The 18905-nt window shown below is 66.2% G+C and carries 14 protein-coding genes; 2 read left to right on the top strand and 12 right to left on the bottom strand.

Annotated elements, in window-relative coordinates; all coding sequences use genetic code 11:
- Positions 1-45 precede the first annotated feature (45 nt).
- The 3 genes from J2X67_RS05460 to uvrA form a co-directional block, all read right to left on the bottom strand.
- Positions 46-1092 carry a histone deacetylase family protein gene (locus J2X67_RS05460; RefSeq protein WP_309951227.1) on the bottom strand — a complete coding sequence of 349 codons (1047 nt, stop codon included), beginning with the start codon at positions 1090-1092 and terminating at the stop codon, positions 46-48.
- A gap of 7 nt (positions 1093-1099) precedes the next feature.
- Positions 1100-2149, bottom strand: coding sequence for an ornithine cyclodeaminase (locus tag J2X67_RS05455; protein ID WP_309951226.1), 1050 nt, complete (start codon positions 2147-2149; stop codon positions 1100-1102).
- A gap of 169 nt (positions 2150-2318) precedes the next feature.
- Entirely contained in the window at positions 2319-8168 is a 5850-nt protein-coding gene (gene uvrA / locus J2X67_RS05450) for an excinuclease ABC subunit UvrA (RefSeq protein ID WP_309951809.1), read from the bottom strand.
- Between the two features lie 179 nt (positions 8169-8347).
- Between uvrA and J2X67_RS05445 the strand changes: the two genes are divergently transcribed.
- Both J2X67_RS05445 and J2X67_RS05440 read left to right on the top strand, forming a co-directional pair.
- Positions 8348-9454, top strand: a complete 1107-nt coding sequence (locus J2X67_RS05445) for an ABC transporter substrate-binding protein (protein WP_309951225.1) — start codon at positions 8348-8350, stop codon at positions 9452-9454.
- 158 nt (positions 9455-9612) lie between these two features.
- On the top strand, positions 9613-10722 hold the full coding sequence (locus tag J2X67_RS05440; RefSeq protein ID WP_309951223.1) for an ABC transporter substrate-binding protein: 1110 nt from the start codon (positions 9613-9615) through the stop codon (positions 10720-10722).
- A 4-nt stretch (positions 10723-10726) separates the two neighbouring features.
- On the opposite strand, the gene J2X67_RS05435 is transcribed toward J2X67_RS05440, so the two are convergent.
- The 9 genes from J2X67_RS05435 to J2X67_RS05395 form a co-directional block, all read right to left on the bottom strand.
- Entirely contained in the window at positions 10727-10891 is a 165-nt protein-coding gene (locus tag J2X67_RS05435) for a hypothetical protein (RefSeq protein ID WP_309951221.1), read from the bottom strand.
- Between the two features lie 117 nt (positions 10892-11008).
- Positions 11009-12703, bottom strand: a complete 1695-nt coding sequence (locus tag J2X67_RS05430; protein ID WP_309951220.1) for an MFS transporter — start codon at positions 12701-12703, stop codon at positions 11009-11011.
- A gap of 168 nt (positions 12704-12871) precedes the next feature.
- Positions 12872-13516: a 2-hydroxychromene-2-carboxylate isomerase gene (locus J2X67_RS05425; RefSeq protein WP_309951219.1), complete on the bottom strand. Its 645-nt coding sequence runs from the start codon at positions 13514-13516 to the stop codon at positions 12872-12874.
- Positions 13513-13779, bottom strand: a complete 267-nt coding sequence (locus J2X67_RS05420; RefSeq protein WP_409050463.1) for a DUF1289 domain-containing protein — start codon at positions 13777-13779, stop codon at positions 13513-13515. Before J2X67_RS05420 ends, J2X67_RS05425 begins: the two co-directional genes overlap by 4 nt.
- Positions 13776-14264 carry a YbaK/EbsC family protein gene (locus J2X67_RS05415; RefSeq protein ID WP_309951217.1) on the bottom strand — a complete coding sequence of 163 codons (489 nt, stop codon included), beginning with the start codon at positions 14262-14264 and terminating at the stop codon, positions 13776-13778. Before J2X67_RS05415 ends, J2X67_RS05420 begins: the two co-directional genes overlap by 4 nt.
- Positions 14265-14307: 43 nt before the next feature.
- Positions 14308-15228: a hydroxymethylglutaryl-CoA lyase gene (locus J2X67_RS05410; RefSeq protein ID WP_309951214.1), complete on the bottom strand. Its 921-nt coding sequence runs from the start codon at positions 15226-15228 to the stop codon at positions 14308-14310.
- A 149-nt stretch (positions 15229-15377) separates the two neighbouring features.
- Positions 15378-16547 carry an acyl-CoA dehydrogenase family protein gene (locus J2X67_RS05405; RefSeq protein ID WP_309951212.1) on the bottom strand — a complete coding sequence of 390 codons (1170 nt, stop codon included), beginning with the start codon at positions 16545-16547 and terminating at the stop codon, positions 15378-15380.
- Positions 16544-17767 (bottom strand): CoA transferase, encoded by a 1224-nt coding sequence (locus J2X67_RS05400; RefSeq protein WP_309951210.1) that lies wholly within the window; start codon positions 17765-17767, stop codon positions 16544-16546. Before J2X67_RS05400 ends, J2X67_RS05405 begins: the two co-directional genes overlap by 4 nt.
- Positions 17768-17888: 121 nt before the next feature.
- On the bottom strand, positions 17889-18902 hold the full coding sequence (locus J2X67_RS05395; protein ID WP_309951208.1) for a tripartite tricarboxylate transporter substrate binding protein: 1014 nt from the start codon (positions 18900-18902) through the stop codon (positions 17889-17891).
- Positions 18903-18905: the final 3 nt, after the last annotated feature.

Genomic DNA, 18905 nt, shown 5'->3' with positions numbered 1-18905 from the left:
GTGCCGGGCAATCGGGGCTCACCCGACTGCTGTCGCCGAGGTTCCTCAGCCGGCCCGCTGGCCGAAACCTTCGAGCACGTTCGCCGTGTTGATGCCCACTTCCGCGACCGCGTAGCCGCCCTCGAACACGAACACCGTGGGCAGCCCCGCGCGTGCAAGGTCTTCTCCCATGCGCAAGTAGTCTTCGCTTTTCAGCTTGAAGCCGGAGATCGGATCGCCCTCGAAGGTGTCGACGCCGAGCGACACCACCAGGGCACCAGCTTTCACTTTCGCAATGCCGTCGAGCGCGGATTGCAGTGCTGCGCGCCATGCGGCAAAGCCGGCGCCGCGCGCGAGCGGCAGGTTGTGGTTGAAGCCGTCCCCTTTGCCCGCGCCGCGCTCGTCGGCATGGCCGAGGTAATACGGATAGTCGGTGAGCGGATCGCCATGAATGCTTGCAAAGTGCACGTCGCTGCGTTCGTAGAAGATGGCCTGCGTTCCGTTGCCGTGGTGGTAGTCCACGTCGAGTACCGCAACGCGCTCCACACCGGCGCTGCGCAGCGCCTCCGCGGCAACGGCGGCATTGTTGACGAAGCAATAGCCGCCAAAAAAGTCGGCACCCGCATGGTGGCCCGGCGGCCGCGTGAGCGCAAAGGCGGCGCGCCGGCCGCCAATGACGCGCTGCGCCGCCGTCCATGCGCAGGCGGCACCGTGCCGCGCGGCGGTCCAGCTGCCGGCAGTAAGCGGTGTGCCCGCATCGAACGAGAACAGGCCCAGGCGGGCCGGAAAGCTCCCGGGCAGCACATCGGTGCGCATGCCGCGCGTGGGCCAGTATGAAGGCAGCGCATCGCGAGAGGCGTTGGCCGCATCCAGCGCAACCCACTCCTCCCAGGCATGTGCAATGAAGTCCAGGTAGCGCGGCGAATGCACCTTGGCCAGCAGGGCTTCATCGAAACCGTCGGGCACCTGAAGCGGGCCGAGCCTTCGGCGCTCCAGTTCACGCTTCACGTGGTCGACGCGGTCGGGCACCTCGAAGCACGGCACCAGCTCGCCGCGGAACATCTCGACTTTGCCTTGGTGAAGCGCGTGCTGGTCGTTGTAGATGGTGAGCATGCCTCGATCATGCCGCACGCCGCAGCACCGCACGGCGCCGTCCCGATGCGGTCAGGCCGAACAGATCCTTCGGGTCATCGAGCTCAGGCACCAGTGCAATCTGCTGGCCCACGCCTCGCTCCACAGCCAGCTGGTGGATGTAGCGCAACGCGGTGTAGTCCTCGAGCGCGAAGCCGACCGAATCGAACACCGTGACCTGGTCGGCGGTCTCGCGGCCCGGCACGTCGCCGACGAGCACCTTCCAGAGTTCGTGCACGGGAAAATCGGCGGGCAACTGCTGGATCTCGCCCTCCACGCGGGTCTGGGCTTCATACTCGACGAACACGCGCGCCAGGCGCAGCACATCGGGGTGCAGCTCGGTCTTGCCGGGCGAATCGCCGCCCACGGCATTGATGTGCATGCCAGGCGCGATCATGTCGGGCGTGAGAACGGCGGCCTTCCCCTGAAAAGCTGTGATGGTGGTGACGATGTCCGCACCGCGCACGGCGTCGGCCACCGAGCGGGCGCGCACCACATCCAGCGGCGTGCACGCGACCAAGTGGCGCACCAGCTTGTCGGTCGCCCGCGCATCGATGTCGAACACGCGCACTTCCTCGATACCCAGCAACGCATGAAAAGCCAGCGCCTGAAACTCGCTTTGCGAGCCGTTGCCGATGAGCGCCATGCTGCGCGAACCCGGCCGCGCGAGGGCCTGCGCCGCCATGGCCGATGTGGCGGCGGTGCGCAGCGCGGTGGTGAGCGTGAGTTCGGACAACAGAACCGGATAGCCGGTGTCGACCTCGGCCAGCACGCCAAAAGCCATGACGGTGGGCAGGCCGACCTGCGTGTTATGCGGATGGCCGTTGACGTACTTGAAGGCGTAGGCACCGTCGTCGGCCACGGGCATCAACTCGATCACGCCAAGGTGCGAATGGCTCGCCACGCGCGCTTTCTTGTCGAACTCGCGCCAGCGCAGGAAGTCGTCGCGTAGCGCGTCGGCCAGCGCCGTGAGGAATTGCGGAACGCCGGTTTCATCCACCAGGCGAACCAGGCTGTGAACATCGATGAAGCGGGTCATGACATGGCTCCTTGCGTAGCCCCGGCACGGCGCTTCATCCTGTCACTCGACTCGATTCCCCATGGCTGATTCAGGATGCGCCTGCGCCAAGGATCGAAGCCATTGTGCGCCCGCTCACGGCGCTTTGCGAGCCCCCGCGGGCCGGCGCTTGCCGGCCCGCAGTGTTGCCCTATCTCGTCAGCACCGGCGCCAGCGCCACGCCCGTATGGGTACCCAGTCGAACCACCTCTTCGGGCGGCGCCGCGGCAACGATGCGCCCGCCGGCATTGCCGCCTTCCGGCCCCAGGTCGATGATCCAGTCGGCTTCGGCAATCAGGTCGAGGTCGTGCTCGATCACCACCACGCTGTGGCCGCCGTTCACCAGCCGGTGCAGCACGTGGATCAGCTTTTCCACGTCGGCCATGTGCAGGCCGACGGTCGGCTCGTCGAGCACGTACAGCGTGTGCGGCGCCTTCTGGCCGCGGCGCGTAATGTCGTCGCGCACCTTGCTGAGCTCGGTCACCAACTTGATGCGCTGCGCCTCGCCGCCCGAGAGCGTGGGCGAAGGCTGCCCCAGCGTGAGGTAGCCCAGGCCGACGTCTTTCAGCAACTGCAGCGGATGGCTGATGTTGGGCATGGCGGCAAAAAACTCCACCGCCTCGTCCACTTCCATCTGCAGCACGTCGCCAATGCTCTTGCCGCGCCAGCTCACGGCCAGCGTCTCGGGGTTGAAGCGTGCGCCATGGCACACCTCGCATGGCACCTTCACGTCGGGCAGAAAGCTCATCTCGATGGTGCGCACGCCCGCGCCTTCGCAGCCGGGGCAGCGGCCTTCGCCGGTGTTGAAGCTGAAGCGCGCCGGGCCATAGCCGCGCGCCTTGGCTTCGAGCGTGTCGGCAAACAGCTTGCGGATGGTGTCCCAGAAGCCGATGTAGGTGGCCGGGCAGCTGCGCGGCGTCTTGCCGATGGGCGTCTGGTCGACCTCGAGCACGCGATCGATGGTTTCGTAGCCCTCCACGCGATCGCAGCCGGACCATGCCGGGCGCTTGCCTGCGGCATCGGCGTCGCGGCCGGCCTTGGTCATGCGCTGCACCACCACCGCCTGCACGCTGGCCAGCAACACGTCGCGCGCCAGCGTCGACTTGCCCGAGCCGCTCACGCCGGTAACCACCACCAGGCGGTGCAGCGGCAGCGTGGCGGTCACGTCCTGCAGGTTGTGCAGGTCGGCGCCGTGGACCGTGAGCCAGTTGCCGCTGTCTTCCGCCTTGGGGTCGGGCGAGGGAATGAGCCGGCGCGCCTGCAACGGATGCTTGATGGCGTCGCGCAGGTAGCGGCCGGTTTGCGAATCGCCTGCCGCCTGGATGTCGGTGACCGATCCTTCCGCAACGAGGCGGCCGCCCCGCTTGCCCGCGCTGGGGCCGATGTCGATGATGTGGTCGGCGCGGCGGATCGTGTCTTCGTCATGCTCCACCACCACCAGCGTGTTGCCCTTGTCGCCGAGCTTGTGCAGTGCGTCGAGCAGGATCTGGTTGTCGCGTGCATGCAGGCCGATGGTCGGCTCGTCGAGCACGTAGCACACGCCCTGCAGGTTGCTGCCAAGCTGCGCCGCCAACCGGATGCGCTGGGCCTCGCCGCCGCTCAGCGTGGGAGCGCCGCGGTCGAGCGTGAGGTAGCCCAGGCCCACCTCTTCGAGAAACTCGAGCCGGCTCTTGATCTCGGGCACAAGGTCGCGCGCGATCTCGGCTTCGCGCCCGGTCAATGCCAGCCCTTCGAACCACTGCCGCACTTCGGTCACGCTCATGCGCGCGAGTTCGGTAATGCCGATGCCGCCCATGCCGTCCGCCAGCGATGCGCCAAAGCTCACCGCCCGCGCCGTGGCATTGAGCCGCGTGCCTTCGCACGTGGGGCACGCCACATCGGCCAGGTCTTCCACCTCGGGCTCCGCAAAAGTCTGCTCGCGGCCCTTGTTGTCGTCGTCGCGAATCGAATCGTCGAAGACCTTGCGCTGGTCCTTGCTGAGCTTGACGCCCGTGCCCACGCAATCGGGACACCAGCCGTGCTTGCTGTTGTAGCTGAACAGGCGCGGGTCGAGCTCGGCATAGCTGGTGCTGCAGACCGGGCACGCACGCAGCGTGGAAAACACGTTCACGCGGCCGATGCCCGAGGCAGACACGCCGGCCATCATCGCGGCCTTCAGGCCGTCGAGTTCGCTCAGCACATGCACCACGCCCTTGCCATGCTCCAGCGCCTTGGTCAGCGCCTCGCGCAGTTCGGTCTCCTTCGACGGCAGCACGTCCAGGCTGGCCACCGGCAGTTCGATGCTGTGTTCCTTGAAGCGGTCGATGCGCGGAAAGCCCGTGGTCGGAAGAAACTCCCCGTCCACACGCAGGTGCGTAAAGCCGCGCGGCCGCGCCCAGTCGGCCAACTCGGTGTATACGCCCTTGCGGTTGCTCACCAGCGGCGCCAGCAGGCCGATGTGCTGGCCCTTGAAGTTGCGCATCAGCTGCGCCGCAATGCTGTCAGGCGTCTGCGGCTGCACGGCCGCGCCGTCGTGCGTGCAATGCTGGATGCCCAGCTTCACGTACAGCAGGCGCAAAAAGTGCCACACCTCGGTGGTGGTGCCCACCGTGCTCTTGCGGCCGCCGCGCGACAGGCGCTGCTCGATGGCCACCGTGGGCGGAATGCCATACACCGCATCCACTTCGGGCCGGCCCGCGGGCTGCACGATGCTGCGCGCATAGGCGTTGAGCGATTCAAGGTACCGCCGCTGCCCTTCGTTGAACAGGATGTCGAAGGCCAGCGTCGACTTGCCCGAACCGCTGACGCCCGTCACCACGCTGAACTTGCCGCGCGGAATATTGACGCTGAGGTTCTTCAGGTTGTGTTCGCGCGCGTTGACGATCTCGATCGCCTTGCCGCCCGGCGCCGTCTTGGCGTTGGCCACATAGCGCCGCGCTGCGCGCTCGGCCACCTTGTAGGCCTCGGGACCGATGGCCAGTTCGTAGTCGGCCAGCGCCGCGCCGGTAAGCGAGGCGCGGTTCTCGCGCAGCTGCTCCGGCGTGCCCTCGGCCACCACCCGGCCGCCGCCCTCTCCGCCTTCAGGGCCAAGGTCGATGCACCAGTCGCTCGCGCGGATCACGTCGAGGTTGTGTTCGATCACGATCAGCGAATGCCCCGCGTCGAGCAGCTTGCGCAGCGCGCGCATCAGGCGCGCAATGTCGTCGAAGTGCAGGCCGGTGGTCGGCTCGTCGAACAGAAACAACGTGCCCTTGCGCGCGACCGACTGCTTGCTGGCCGTGCCGTTCTTTGCAGCTTCCGCAAGAAAGCCCGCGAGCTTGAGGCGCTGTGCCTCGCCGCCGCTCAGGGTGGGCACCGGCTGGCCGAGCTTCACGTAGTCGAGCCCCACGTCGGAAATGGGCTGCAGCACGCGCAGCACGTCGCGGTCGGCCTCGAACACGGCAGCCGCTTCGGCTACGGTGAGCTCGAGCACGTCGGCCACGTTGTAGCTCTTGCCCTTGCGCTCGACCTTCACTTCGAGGATTTCCGGCCGGTAGCGCTTGCCGTCGCAATCGGGGCAACGCAGGTACACGTCCGACAAGAACTGCATCTCGACGTGCTCGAAGCCCGAGCCGCCGCAGGTCGGGCAGCGCCCGTCGCCCGAGTTGAAGCTGAACTTGCTCGCGGTGTAGCCGCGCTGGCGCGAAAGCGCAGCGGTGGCGAAGATCTCGCGAATCGCGTCCCATGCGCCCACATAGCTCGCGGGATTGGAGCGCGCGGTCTTGCCGATGGGCGACTGGTCGACGAAGACCACGTCGCCCAGGTGATCGGCACCGAGCAGGCGGTCGTGCGCGCCGGGCGTTTCGGTGGCCTTGCCAAAGTGGCGCATGAGCGCGGGCGCCAGCACGTCCTGGATCAGCGTCGACTTGCCCGAGCCGCTGACGCCGGTTACGCACACCAGGCGCGCAAGCGGAAACTCGACCGTCACGTTCTGCAGGTTGTGTTCGCGCGCGCCTTCAAGAATGAGGCGGTGCGTGTTCTCGCTCACGAGCCGCTTGAAGCCCATGCCGATCTTCTTGCGTCCGCCCAGGTATTGGCCCGTGAGCGTGTCGGCATCGCGCAGCTGGTCGGTGCTGCCGTCGAACACGATCTGCCCGCCGCGTACGCCGGGGCCGGGGCCCATGTCGATCACGCGGTCGGCCGCAAGCATCACGGCCGGGTCGTGCTCGACCACCACCAGCGTGTTGCCTGCATCGCGCAGGCGCAGCATGGCTTCGGTAATGCGGTTCATGTCGCGCGGATGCAAGCCGATGCTGGGCTCGTCGAGCACGAAGAGCGTGTTGACCAGAGAGGTACCCAGCGCGGTGGTGAGATTGATGCGCTGCACCTCGCCGCCCGAAAGCGTGCGGCTCTGCCGGTCGAGTGTGAGGTAGCCGATGCCCACGTCGTGCAGGTAGCGCAGGCGCGTGGTGATTTCTTCATGGAGGAGCTTGAGGGCCTGGGCTTCGCCCTGTCTGGCTCCTTCCCCCGCTGTGGGAAGGTGGGGATGGGGGCTCCCGGCCTCCACCACCGCCACAGCTTTTGCAGAGGCCGCGTGCCCCCACCCCAGCCCTCCCCCGGCGGGGGAGGGAGCCAAACCCATGCGGTCGAAAAACTTGCGCAGCCGCTCGATGGGCAACAGCATCAGGTCGTGCAGGCACAGCCCCGGCAGCGCCTCGAGCTGCGCGCGCGTCCACTTGGCGCCGGTCGGCATGAAGCGCTTGGCGGGCTCCAGCACGGCATCGGCGTCTTCCTTGCTGCCGATGCGCCACAGCAGACTGTCTAGCTTGAGGCGCGCGCCGCTGCATACCGGGCACGGCGTGTAGCTGCGGTACTTCGACAAGAGCACGCGAATGTGCATCTTGTAGGCCTTGCTCTCCAGGTAGCCGAAGAAGCGGCGCACGCCGTACCACTGCTTGTTCCAGTTGCCCTCTTTGTAGTTGGGCGTGCCTTCGATCACCCAGTGCTTCTGCTCGTCGGTGAGCTTGTTCCAGGGCGTGTCGCGCGGAATTCCGGCCGCCTCGGCGTGGCGCATGAGGTCGTCCTGCGCTTCTTTCCACGCCGGGGTCTGGATGGTCTTGATCGCGCCGGCGCGCAGCGTGAGCTTGTCGTTCGGAATCACCAGGCCCAGGTCGACGCCGATTACCCGGCCGAAGCCGCGGCAGGTGTCGCAGGCGCCCACGGCCGAGTTGAACGAGAACATCGACGGAATCGGGTCGGTGTAGCGGATGTCGCTTTCGGGGCAGTGCAGGCCGGTCGAGAACTTCCACACATCGGTGGGCGCGTTTTCTTCAGCGCCCGTGGCATGCACCGTAACGCGCCCGCTGCCGCGCTTGAGCGCCACTTCGATGGCTTCGACCACGCGCGACCGCTCGGCGCTGGAAATGCGGAAGCGGTCGGCCACCACGTCGAGCATCTTGCGCGGCCCCGTGGGCGTTGCCACCTCGCGCTCCGCCTGCACGCGCGTAAAGCCGCTGGCCGACAGCCACTGCGTGACTTCGTCTGCCGTGGTGCCTGCGGGCAGTTCGACCGGAAAGGTGACCACAAGGCGCGGGTCGCCCGCCGCGGCCGCCCGCTCGGCAATCTGCGCATAGATGCTGTCGGGCGAATCGTGGCGCACAGGCAACGCCGTTTCGCGGTCGAACAGCTGCGCTGCGCGCGCATAGAGCAGCTTCAGGTGGTCGTTGAGCTCCGTCATCGTGCCGACCGTGGAGCGCGACGAGCGCACCGGGTTGGTCTGGTCGATGGCAATGGCGGGCGGCACGCCCTCCACCTTGTCGACGGCCGGCTTGTCCATGCGGTCCAGGAACTGGCGCGCATAGGCGGAAAAGGTTTCTACATAGCGCCGCTGGCCTTCGGCGTAGAGGGTGTCGAACACGAGGCTCGACTTGCCCGAGCCGCTCGGCCCGGTGACCACGGTCATCTCGCCAGTGCGGATGTCGAGGTCGAGGTTCTGGAGGTTGTGCTGGCGCGCGCCGCGAATCCGGATGGAGCCCTGTGTCATGAGTGCCTTGGGGGGTGGGGCAAACATTCTAGGGAGTGGCTGGTGACGGATTTGTGCACTCCGTCACATGGACTGTGTGTGTGCAGGGGTTTATACGGATTCAGCCTCAGACACTTTGAGTAACAAATAGCGGATTTTGTTTACGTTTACCTGACCTGGTCGTTTTAGGAAGATTACCCATGAAGACGCTGCACGCACTTTGCGCCGCCCTCCTGACGATGGCGGCCACGGCCGCCTCGGCCCAGATCCTGATCGGCCAGACCACGGGCGTGACCGGCTCGGTGGCCGCGAGCGTCAATGAAGCCCTGGGCGGCGCCCAGCTGGTGATCGACGCCGCCAACGCGCAAGGCGGCATTCACGGCGAGAAGATCGAGATACTGCGCATGGACGATGCGTTCGACGTGAAGCGCGCCAGCGAAAACGCCCGCGTGCTGATCGAAGACAAGAAGGTGCTGGCGCTGTTCTTGAGCCGTGGCACACCGCACTCGCAAGCCATCGTGCCCTGGCTCGACAAGCACGGCGTGCCGCTGATTGCCCCCTCCACCGGCGCCATGGCGCTGCACAAGCCGGTTCTCAAGCACGTGTTCAACGTGCGCGCCACCTACCAGCGCGAAGCCGAGAAGGCGGTTCAGCACCTGCTCACCACCGGCATTGCGCGCATTGCGGTGGTCTACGTAACCGACTCCTTCGGGCAAGACGCGCTCGAAGGCGCGATGACCGGCTTTGCCAAGGCCCAGGCCAAGCCCATCGTCACCGTGCCGGCCGACCGCGAGAAGCCCGACTACAAGTCCATCGTGCCCGCCATCAAGGACGCCAACGCACAAGCGGTGCTGTGGATCGGCTCGGGCGTGGCGGTGGTCGACGGCATCAAGGCGCTGCGCGCCGCGGGGTCGTTCGCGCAGGTGGTCACCCTGTCCAACAACGCCTCGTCGGGCTTCATCAAACAGCTGGGCGACGCGAGCAAAGGCGTGATCGTGACGCAGGTGTTTCCGAACGAGCGCTCCATCAGCTACCCGATGGTCAAGGAGGCGATGGCGCTTGCGCAGGCCAAGGGCCAGGGCGAGCTTTCGCCAGCGGCGCTGGAGGGCTTCGCCTCGGCCAAGGTGCTGGTGGAAGCGCTGCGCCGCGCCGGGCCGAAGCCCACGCGCGCCAAGGTGCTTGCAGCACTCGAAACCCTGCGCGCCTATGACCTCGGCGGCCTGGAGGTGAGCTATTCGCCGCAGGACCATTCGGGCATCGACTTCGCCGACCTGGCGATCATCAGCGACGGCCGCTTCAAGCGGTAAACCGCGCCCGCGCGGGCCGCGTTGTTGCGTGGGCTCCCTGCCCATGCCATTGGTAACTATGGTTTGACAGGGTTTCCACGAGCGAGTGAACACCACTCGCTGGAACACATTTGCGCATCTTCCGACGGAAGCATCCGCTTCGCGTAAAGGCTCGTTCGATGAAGATGTACAGGTTCCGCGCCGCCGCGCTGTTGTTGGCCATGGCGGCCTCCGGCGCATCCGCGCAGATCGTCATCGGCCAGTCGGCCGACCTGTCGGGGCCGGCAGCGGTGGGCGTGAAGGAAACGATCATGGGCTCGCAGCTGGTCATCGACCATGTCAACGCCCAGGGCGGCATTCACGGCGAGCAGATCGAGGTGATCCGGCTGGACGACGGCCTGGACCCGAAGCGTTCGGTCGAGAACACCCGCATCCTCATCGAGGACAAGAAGGTGCTGGCACTGCTGCTCAACCGGGGCACGCCCAACACCATTGCCGTCATTCCCCTGCTCGACAAATACGGCGTGGCGCTGGTCGGCCCTTCGACGGGCGCCATGGTGCTGCACCAGCCGCTGCAGAAAAACGTATTCAACGTGCGCTCGACCTACCAGCGCGAGGCGGAAAGAGCGGTGCAGCACCTGTTCACCACCGGCATCCGGCGCATTGCCGTCGTGCAGGCCGACGATTCCTTTGGCAGGGACGCGATGGAAGGCGCGAACAAGGGCTTCGAACGGGCCGGGCTGGCGCCGGCCGTGCTCGCGCTTGCCGACAGAAGCAAGCCCGACTTTGCAGCGATCGTGCCGCAGCTGGTCAAGGCCAACGCGCAGGCGGTGCTGTGGATCGGCTCCGGCAACGCGGTAACCGACGGCGTGAAGGCGCTGCGCGCCGCGGGCTCGGCGGCGCAGATCATCACGCTGTCGAACAACGCGGCGTCAGGCTTCATCAAGGAGCTCGGTTCGGCCAGCACCGGCGTGATCGTCACGCAGGTGCTGCCCTACGAGCGTGCGTTCGGCCATCCGCTGATCAAAGAGGCGATGGCACTTGCACAGGCCAGGGGGCAAACCGAGCTGTCGCCAGCGCTGCTCGAAGGCTTTGTTGCCACCAAGGTGCTCGTGGAGGCCCTGCGCCGCACCGGCCCCAAGCCGACCCGCGCCCGATTGGTTGCGACGCTCAACCGCTTTCAGTACGACGTGGGCGGCAGGCTCGACGTGAACTACTCGCCGCAGGACCACACCGGCATCGACTATGTCGACCTGTCGATCGTCAGCGAAGGCCGTTTCAAGCGGTAGCTGCTTACTTGGCGGGGGCAGCAGGTGCAGCAGGTGCGGCCGGCGCCGGCTCGTGCATCGCGTCGCCGCCGTGCTTCTCGCCGGACATATCGACCTTGTCGCCGGCCTTCGAGATCACGTACAGGGCAATGGCGGCAAAAATGACAAAGCCGACAACGAGTTTCCACATGGGTCGTATCTCCTGATGGGTTCAATGGGTTCAAGAAAAAGGCCTCATGCCGACGGCATGAAGCCCCTTTGTTGAACGGAGGGCCGGCTCGCGCCGCCCTCCTCCTGAACCCTGCGTTCAGTCGTTCGCGTAGATGTCCACGTCCTTCGTCTCGCGAATGAAGAGCGTGCCCACCACCAGCGTGACGCCGGCGATGATGATCGGGTACCACAGGCCGTTGTACATGTTGCCGGTCGACGCCACGATGGCAAAGGCGGTGGTCGGCAGCAGGCCGCCGAACCAGCCGTTGCCAATGTGGTACGGCAGGCTCATCGAGGTGTAGCGGATGCGGGTGGGGAACAGTTCGACCAGCATTGCGGCAATGGGGCCATAGACCATGGTTACCAGCAGCACCAGCCAGAACAGCAGCCCGATGGTCAGCAGCTTGTTGATCTTCGTGGGGTCGGCCTTGGCCGGATAGCCTGCAACCTTCAGGTCTTCGGCCACGCCCTTCTTGAAGGCGGCGATTTCCTTGGCGGAGTTTTCGTCGAACTTGAGGTTGACGACATTGCCGACCGGTGCTTCGACCGTCTTGTTGCCGATCTTCACGACAGCCTTCGAACCGGGTGCGCCGGCCACGTTCTCATAGCTCACCGAGTTCTGCACAAGGTAGCGCTTGGCGATGTCGCACGAGCTGCGGAAGTCGATTTCGCGGGCCACAGGGTTGCCCTGGAACGAGCAGGTGGCAGGGTCGGCCGTGACGGTGACGCCGGCGGTGGCTTGCGCCTTGGCCAGGTCGGGGTTGGCGGCTTCGGTCAGCATCTTGAAGACCGGGAAGTACGTGACCACGGCCAGCAGGCAGCCGGCCATGATGATCGGCTTGCGGCCGATCTTGTCCGACAGCGTGCCGAAGATCACGAAGAACGGCGTGCCGAGCAGCAGCGCGGCGGCGATCATCAGGTTGGCAGTGGTCGCATCGACCTTGAGCTGCGCGGTCAGGAAGAACAGCGCATAGAACTGGCCCGAATACCAGACCACCGCCTGGCCGGCCGTAAGGCCGACCAGCGCCAGGATCACGATCTTGAGGTTCTTCCACTCGCCGAACGATTCCGACAGCGGGGCCTTCGAGGTCTTGCCCTCGGCCTTCATCTTCTGGAAGGCGGGCGACTCCGACAGCGACAGGCGGATCCACACCGAGATGCCCAGCAGCAGGATCGACACCAGGAACGGAATGCGCCAGCCCCAGTCGTTGAACACCGCTTCGCCGAGCCATTCGCGCACACCCAGGATGACCAGCAGGCTCAGGAACAGGCCGAGCGTTGCGGTGGTCTGGATCCACGAGGTGTAGGCGCCGCGCTTGCCGTGCGGCGAGTGCTCGGCCACGTAGGTGGCGGCACCGCCGTACTCACCGCCGAGCGCAAGCCCCTGCAGCATGCGCAGCGCAATCAGGATCACCGGCGCGGCCACGCCGATGGTCGCGTAGCTGGGCAGCAAGCCGACGATGAAGGTCGACAGGCCCATGATCAGGATGGTGACCAGGAAGGTGTACTTGCGTCCGATCATGTCGCCGAGGCGGCCGAACACGATGGCGCCGAACGGCCGCACCAGGAAGCCCGCTGCAAATGCCAGCAGCGCAAAGATGAAGGCCGCGCCCGCATCGAGGCCGCTGAAGAACTGCTTCGCGATGATCGCGGCCAGCGAGCCGTAAAGGTAGAAGTCGTACCACTCGAACACCGTGCCAAGCGAGGAAGCGAAGATGACCTTCTTTTCCTCTGCCGACATGGGCCGGGGGGCCGGATGCGGCACCCCCCTCGAATCCAGTGTTGCTGCCATTTGCGTCGTCTCCTGTGTATGCGTTCGTCAGTCCCGGCATTCGGAACCGTGGGGCATTCTTGGAGGCGCGACTGACCCGAGCCTTTCGCGAAACTGAACCGACGCTTACGGATTAAGGTGAAACCCGCAGCGCTCGTTTCAGGTTGTAAGAAATCGGGAAAGTCCTGATCAGTTTTTGCTGCTGCGCAGCATCGATGGACGCTGGTCTGCGCCGGCCCATTGCGGCCCGTTGAACCACGAATCGCCAGCCAGGTAGGCACGCAGCATCGCAAGCCCGTCGAAGCCCCAGAACAGCCGGCCGTCGACCGCAAAGGCCGGCGTGCCGAACACGCCCGCCTGCACCGCTTCGTCGGTGTTGCGCTTGAGCAATGCCTTGCTCTCGTCGCTGTTCATGTCGCGCCCGGGCTGCAGTTGCGCCGCGAGCGCGGCCAGGCGCGTTGCGTCGCCCGCCTCTTCACCGCCGCGCCACACGTTGCGAAAGATGGTTTCGGCCACCAGGCGGCTGACGTTGCCGTCGTCCGACGTGGAAACGGCAAGCCGCAGGTGCGGTAGCGGGTTGTACGGGTGCGACGCCGGCATTTCGATGGGAATGCCGTTGGCGTGGCCTAGCCACAGCACGTGCCTGTACGTCCAGCTGCGCTTGGCCGGAATTTCGGCGGGGCCGAGCTGGCCATGGTGCTTGAGCAGCGCCCCGAGCAGCAACGGCTTGTAGGCCACGCTGTAGCTCAGGCCTTCGAGCGCCTGGGGCAGGTGCTCGAAGGCAAGGTACGCATAGGGCGAGATGAAGTCGAGATAAAAGTCGATGTGCTTCATGCGTGGTTGTCTCCAGGTGCCTCGGCAAGCCGCCAGATGCCGGCGCGCGCCCGCAACTCTATCGCGTGCCATACGCTGCGGCGGGCGGCGTCGTCCATCTTGCTCCAGGCCGCAATCTCGGGGATGGTGCGCAGGCACCCCTCGCAGAAGCCGCTCTGGCGGTCCATGCGGCAGACGGAGGTGCACGGTGAGGGCACGCCTTCGCGCAGCGCCTGCACCGCGACAGCCCGTGCGGCCAGCGTCTCGGCTTCAGCGAAATTCAAACCACGTCCGCCACCGGCGCGCCGGTGAGGGTTTCGAGATCTTGCGGCTTGAGCTGGAACACCGCATGCGGGTGGCCCGCCGCAGCCCAGATGTCATCGAAGCGGAAGAGTTCGCGATCGATCAGCACCACCGGCTTTGTTGCATGGCCTACCGGCGACACGCCGCCGATGGTGAAGCCGGTGCGCGCCTTCACAAACTCGGCGTCGGCGCGGCCGGTCTTGCCGATGAGCGCGTCGACCTTCTTCTCGTCGACGCGCTTGTCGCCCGAGGTAATGACCAGCACCGCGGCGTCGTCGCTCTTGCGGCGGAAGATGATGCTCTTGGCAATTTGCCCCACCGAGATGCCGAGCGCATCGGCCGCTTGCTGCGCGGTGCGGCAGGCGTCGTCGAGCATGCGCGGTGAATGCGGATGGCCCGCGTCCTGCAGCACGCGCGAAACGCGCTGCACGCCTTCGGGCAGCGAATGAAGTTCAGCGCCGCACATTACATGCCTCCATGCTTTTCGTCTGTGTTCGTCGGCCGGCTCATCATCCCGCCCTTTTCGTGCGAATGGCCTTCGATGCGCGCGAGTTCGGCTCGCGGCCCAGCGCCTCGCTGATGTACACGCCCGCATCGATCAGCTTGTCCAGGTCGATGCCGGTCTCGATGCCCATGCCGTGCAGCATGTAGACCACGTCCTCGGTCGCCACATTGCCCGTGGCGCCCTTGGCGTAAGGGCAGCCGCCCAGCCCGGCGGACGAAGACTGGAAGTTCCAGACCCCCAGCTCCAGCGAAGCCAGCGTGTTGACCAGCGCCTGGCCATAGGTGTCGTGAAAGTGGCCCGAGATGTGGTCCACGCCGAAGTGCGCCAGCGTGGCTTCTATGGCGGCCCGCACCTTGCGCGGCGTACCCACGCCGATGGTGTCTGCCACGTCCACGCGCTGCACGCCGATGTCCTTCATCAACCTGGCCAGCATGCCAACGCGCTCGGGGGCAACCTCGCCTTCGTAGGGGCAGCCCACCGTGCACGACATCGCCCCGCGCACATCGATGCCCTTCTCGCGTGCAGCGGCCACCACGGGCGCAAAGCGCTCGATGCTCTCGGCAATGGAGCAGTTGATGTTCTTCTGGCTGAAGGCCTCGCTCGCGGCGCCGAACACCACGATCTCGTCGGGCCACTCTTCACGCGGCGCGGCAATGGCGGCCTCGAAGCCCTTCATGTTGGGCGTGAGCACCGAGTAGCGAACGCCGGGCTTGCGCTTGATGCCGTGCATCACCTCGGCGTTGTCGGCCATCTGCGGCACCCACTTGGGGCTGACGAAGCTGGTGACCTCGATCTCGTCCACGCCCGCATCCTGAAGACGATGCACCAGCCCGATCTTGACCTCGGCCGGAACGGGTTGCTTCTCGTTCTGCAGTCCGTCGCGTGGACCGACATCGACGATCTTGACCTTGGCGGGGAGTTTCATGGCGTGTCTCTGGAGTTCGCAGGAATAAGAAAAATGGACCGTCCGTCGATTGTCGGCCACCTGCGTCCGGCGCGCTCGGCCGGGGCTGCTGCGCGGGGTTGCAATGCCCGCCACCGGCGTTGCAAATCGCGCCAGCGAGCCAGCATCGCTCAATACGACTTGGGCAACCCGAGCGCTTTTTCCGCGATGAAGTTCAGGATCATCTGCGGGCTCACCGGCGCAATGCGCGGAATGTAGCTCTCGCGCAGCAGCCGCTCCACGTGGTATTCCTTCGCGTAGCCCATGCCGCCGAGCGTGAGCACCGCGTTCTGGCAGGCGTCGTGCGCCGCTTCGGCCGCAAGGTACTTGGCGGCGTTGGCCTCGACGCCGCAGGGTTCGCCCGCGTCGTACAGCGTGGCGGCCTTGAACACCATCAGGTCGGCCGCTTCCAGGTTGGCCCAGGCGCGCGCGAGCGGATGCGCCACGCCCTGGTTCTGGCCGATGGGCCGGCCGAACACCACGCGCTCCTGCGCGTACTGCGACGCAATGCGCAGTGCTGCGCGGCCTATGCCGATGGCCTCGGCCGCAATCAAAATGCGCTCGGGGTTGAGCCCATGCAGGATGTATTCGAAACCGCGGCCTTCCTCGCCGATGCGGTCTTCCTCGGGCACCTGGAGCCCGTCGATGAAGAGCATGTTCGAATCGACCGCCGCGCGGCCAAGCTTGTGGATTTCGCGCACTTCCACCTTCTCGCGATCCAGCGGCGTATAGAACAGCGTGAGGCCCTGCGTGGGCTTCTTCACCTGGTCGATGGGCGTGGTGCGCGTGAGAATCAGCATGCGATCGGCCACCTGCGCGGTCGATATCCATATCTTGCGGCCATGCAGCAGATAGCTGCCGTTGGGCTGGCGCACGGCCTGCGTCTTGAGGCTCGTGGTGTCCAGCCCCGCGTCCGGCTCGGTCACGGCAAAGCAGGCCTTCTCGGTGCCGGCAATCAGTGGCGGCAAGAAGCGCTGGCGTTGCTGCTCGCTGCCGAACACCACCACCGGGTTGAGCCCGAAGATGTTCATGTGCACCGCCGACGCACCCGACATGCCCGCGCCCGATGCGCTGATGGCACGCATCATCAGCGCGGCCTCGGTAATGCCGAGCCCCGCGCCGCCCTGCGCCTCGGGCATTGCAATGCCTAGCCAGCCGCTTTGGGCCACTGCACGGTGAAACTCGTGCGGGAACACGGCGCGGTCGTCGTGGTCGCGCCAATAGTCGGCGGGAAAGTCTTCGCAGAGGCGCTCGATGGCCGCCACCATCGAGCGCTGGTCTTCGTTCAGGGAAAAGTTCATTCGCTGTCCTTCGGGGGTTTCGGCTGCAGCGTCACGCCGCGCGCGAGCATCCGGTCGATCTCTTCGCTTGCATAACCCGCTTCGCGCAGCAGCTCGACGCTCTGTTCGCCGATGCGCGGCGCGGGCCGGCGAATGGCCGCGGGCGTAGCGCTGTAGCGGCCGACCGGCGCCAACGTGCGGATGCGGCCCTCGCTCGGATGGTCGAGCTCCGGAAAGAAACCGACTGCGCGCAGGTGAGGGTCGCCCAGCAGGCTTTCGGTGCTGTGCAGGCGCGCGACCGGAATGTCGGCTGCTTCGAGCACCGCCATCCATTCGTCGCTTCCGCGCGTGGCCATCACCTCGGCCACGAATGCGTAGACCGCACCGATATTTGCCGCGCGCGCCGTGTGCGTGCCGAACATCGGCGAGTGGCGCAACTCGGGCCGGCCGATCACGTCGAAGAAAGCCTGCCAATGCTTGTCGTTGTAGATCAGCACGCTCAGGTAGCCGTCGGCGGTGGCGTAAGGCTTTCGGTGCGGCGCGAGCAGGCGCGCATAGCCGGTGGGGCCGAGCGGCGGTTCGAAGCTATGGCCGCCCAAGTGGTCGCCCATGACGAACTGCGAAAGCGCCTCGAACATCGGCACTTCCACCGCCTGCCCTTTGCCGGTGCGCTGCGCATGCAACACGGCAGCCAGCAGGGCGATGGCCGCTTGCAAACCCACCGCGCGGTCAGCGAGCGTGACCGGGGCGTAGCGCGGTGCGCCGCCGCTTTGCTGCGCAAAGAGAGAGGCGACGCCGGCCGCGCCCTGGATCAGGTCGTCGTAGGCAGGCTTGCCGGCATAAGGGCCTTCCTCGCCGTAGCCGAACGCGCCCAGATAAACGATTTTCGGGTTGACCGCGGCCACCGCTTCGTAGCCCAGCCCGAGCCGCGCCATCGCCTGCGGCCGCGTGTTGTAGATGAGCGCATCGCAGCCGGCCGCGAGCCGCAGGCACGCCTCGCGGCCTTCGGGCTGCTTGAGGTCGAGCACGATCGAGCGCTTGTTGCGGTTGAGGTGCAACGCCATGGCGCCCATGCCCGCGTTGCGCATCGGCCCGACCGCGCGCAGGTTGTCGCCCGAAGGCGGCTCGACCTTGATGATGTCGGCGCCCAGGTCGCCGAGCGTCTGAGTGGCGTAGGGGCCCATCACCACCGCCGTGAGGTCGAGGATGCGGATGCCGTCGAGAGGTCCAATGGTCTTCATGTCTTTGCTCCTTCCGGGGGAAGGTTGGGATGGGGGCAGCCAGAGCGCCCGATGGATACGCCGCTTGCCCTCACCCCTGCCCTCCCCCGGAAGGGGAGGGAGAAATACAGCAACAGCACACTCATTCCGGTTGAATGCCCGCGGCCTGGATCAGCTTCTTCCACTTGGCCAGTTCCGCCACAGTGAACGCACCCAGCTCTTCAGGCGTGCTGCCGAAAGCATCGAACCCCAGCTTCATCACCCGCTCGCGAAACACAGCGCCGTTCGCCATTTCGGACAGCGCCTTGTTCAGCTTCAGCACGATGTCGCGCGGTGTGCCCGCAGGGGCGAACACGCCGTTCCAGGAGGTGATGTCGAAGCCCTTGAGTTCGGGCGTGTCGGCCAGCGGAGGCAGTTCTGGAAAGAGCTTGGTGCGCTCTTGCGTGGTGACCGCAATCGCGCGCATCTTGCCGGCCTTTACCGTCGCAAGCCCGGCGGCAAGGTCGACCACCATCATCGACACCTGCCCGCCGATCAGGTCGGCGATGGCCGGCGGCGTGCTCTTGTAGGGCACATGCAGCATAGGCACGCCGCTCATGCGCGAGAGCGTGGCGCCGCTCACTATGCCGGTGCTGTTGCCGCTTGCATAGGTGAGCTTGCCCGGGTTGGCCCGACCCCAGGCGAGCAACTCGGCCACGCTCTTGACCGGCAGGTCGTTGTTCACCACCAGCATGAACGGCAGATTGCCCATGCGGCTTACGGGCGCAAAGTCTTTCACCGGATCGTACGGCAGCGACTTCATCAGGCTCGGGTTGGCCGAATGCGTGGTGTTGGTCGTCATGAATAGCGTGTAGCCGTCGGGCGGCGCCTTGGCCACGAACTCGGCGGCAATCACGCCGTTGGCACCGGCGCGGTTGTCCACGATGACCGAGGTCTTCAGTGCCTCGCCCAGCATCTGCGCGGTGATGCGCGCCACCGCATCCGTGCCGCTGCCGGCGGCAAAGGGCACGATGAGCTTGATCGGCTGCTTTGGATAGCCGTCTTGCGCAAAGGCCCACGGCGCCGCGCCGGCAAGGCCTGCTGCGGCTCCGATGGAAATGAAACGGCGGCGGCTTGCCACCGCGGCTGTTTCTGCCGCGTTCTTCGTCGTCTGCATGTT

The sequence above is a fragment of the Variovorax sp. 3319 genome (assembly GCF_031456585.1).
Classification (GTDB): Bacteria; Pseudomonadota; Gammaproteobacteria; order Burkholderiales; family Burkholderiaceae_C; genus Variovorax; species Variovorax paradoxus_P.
This window is presented reverse-complemented; position numbering and strand designations above follow the sequence as displayed.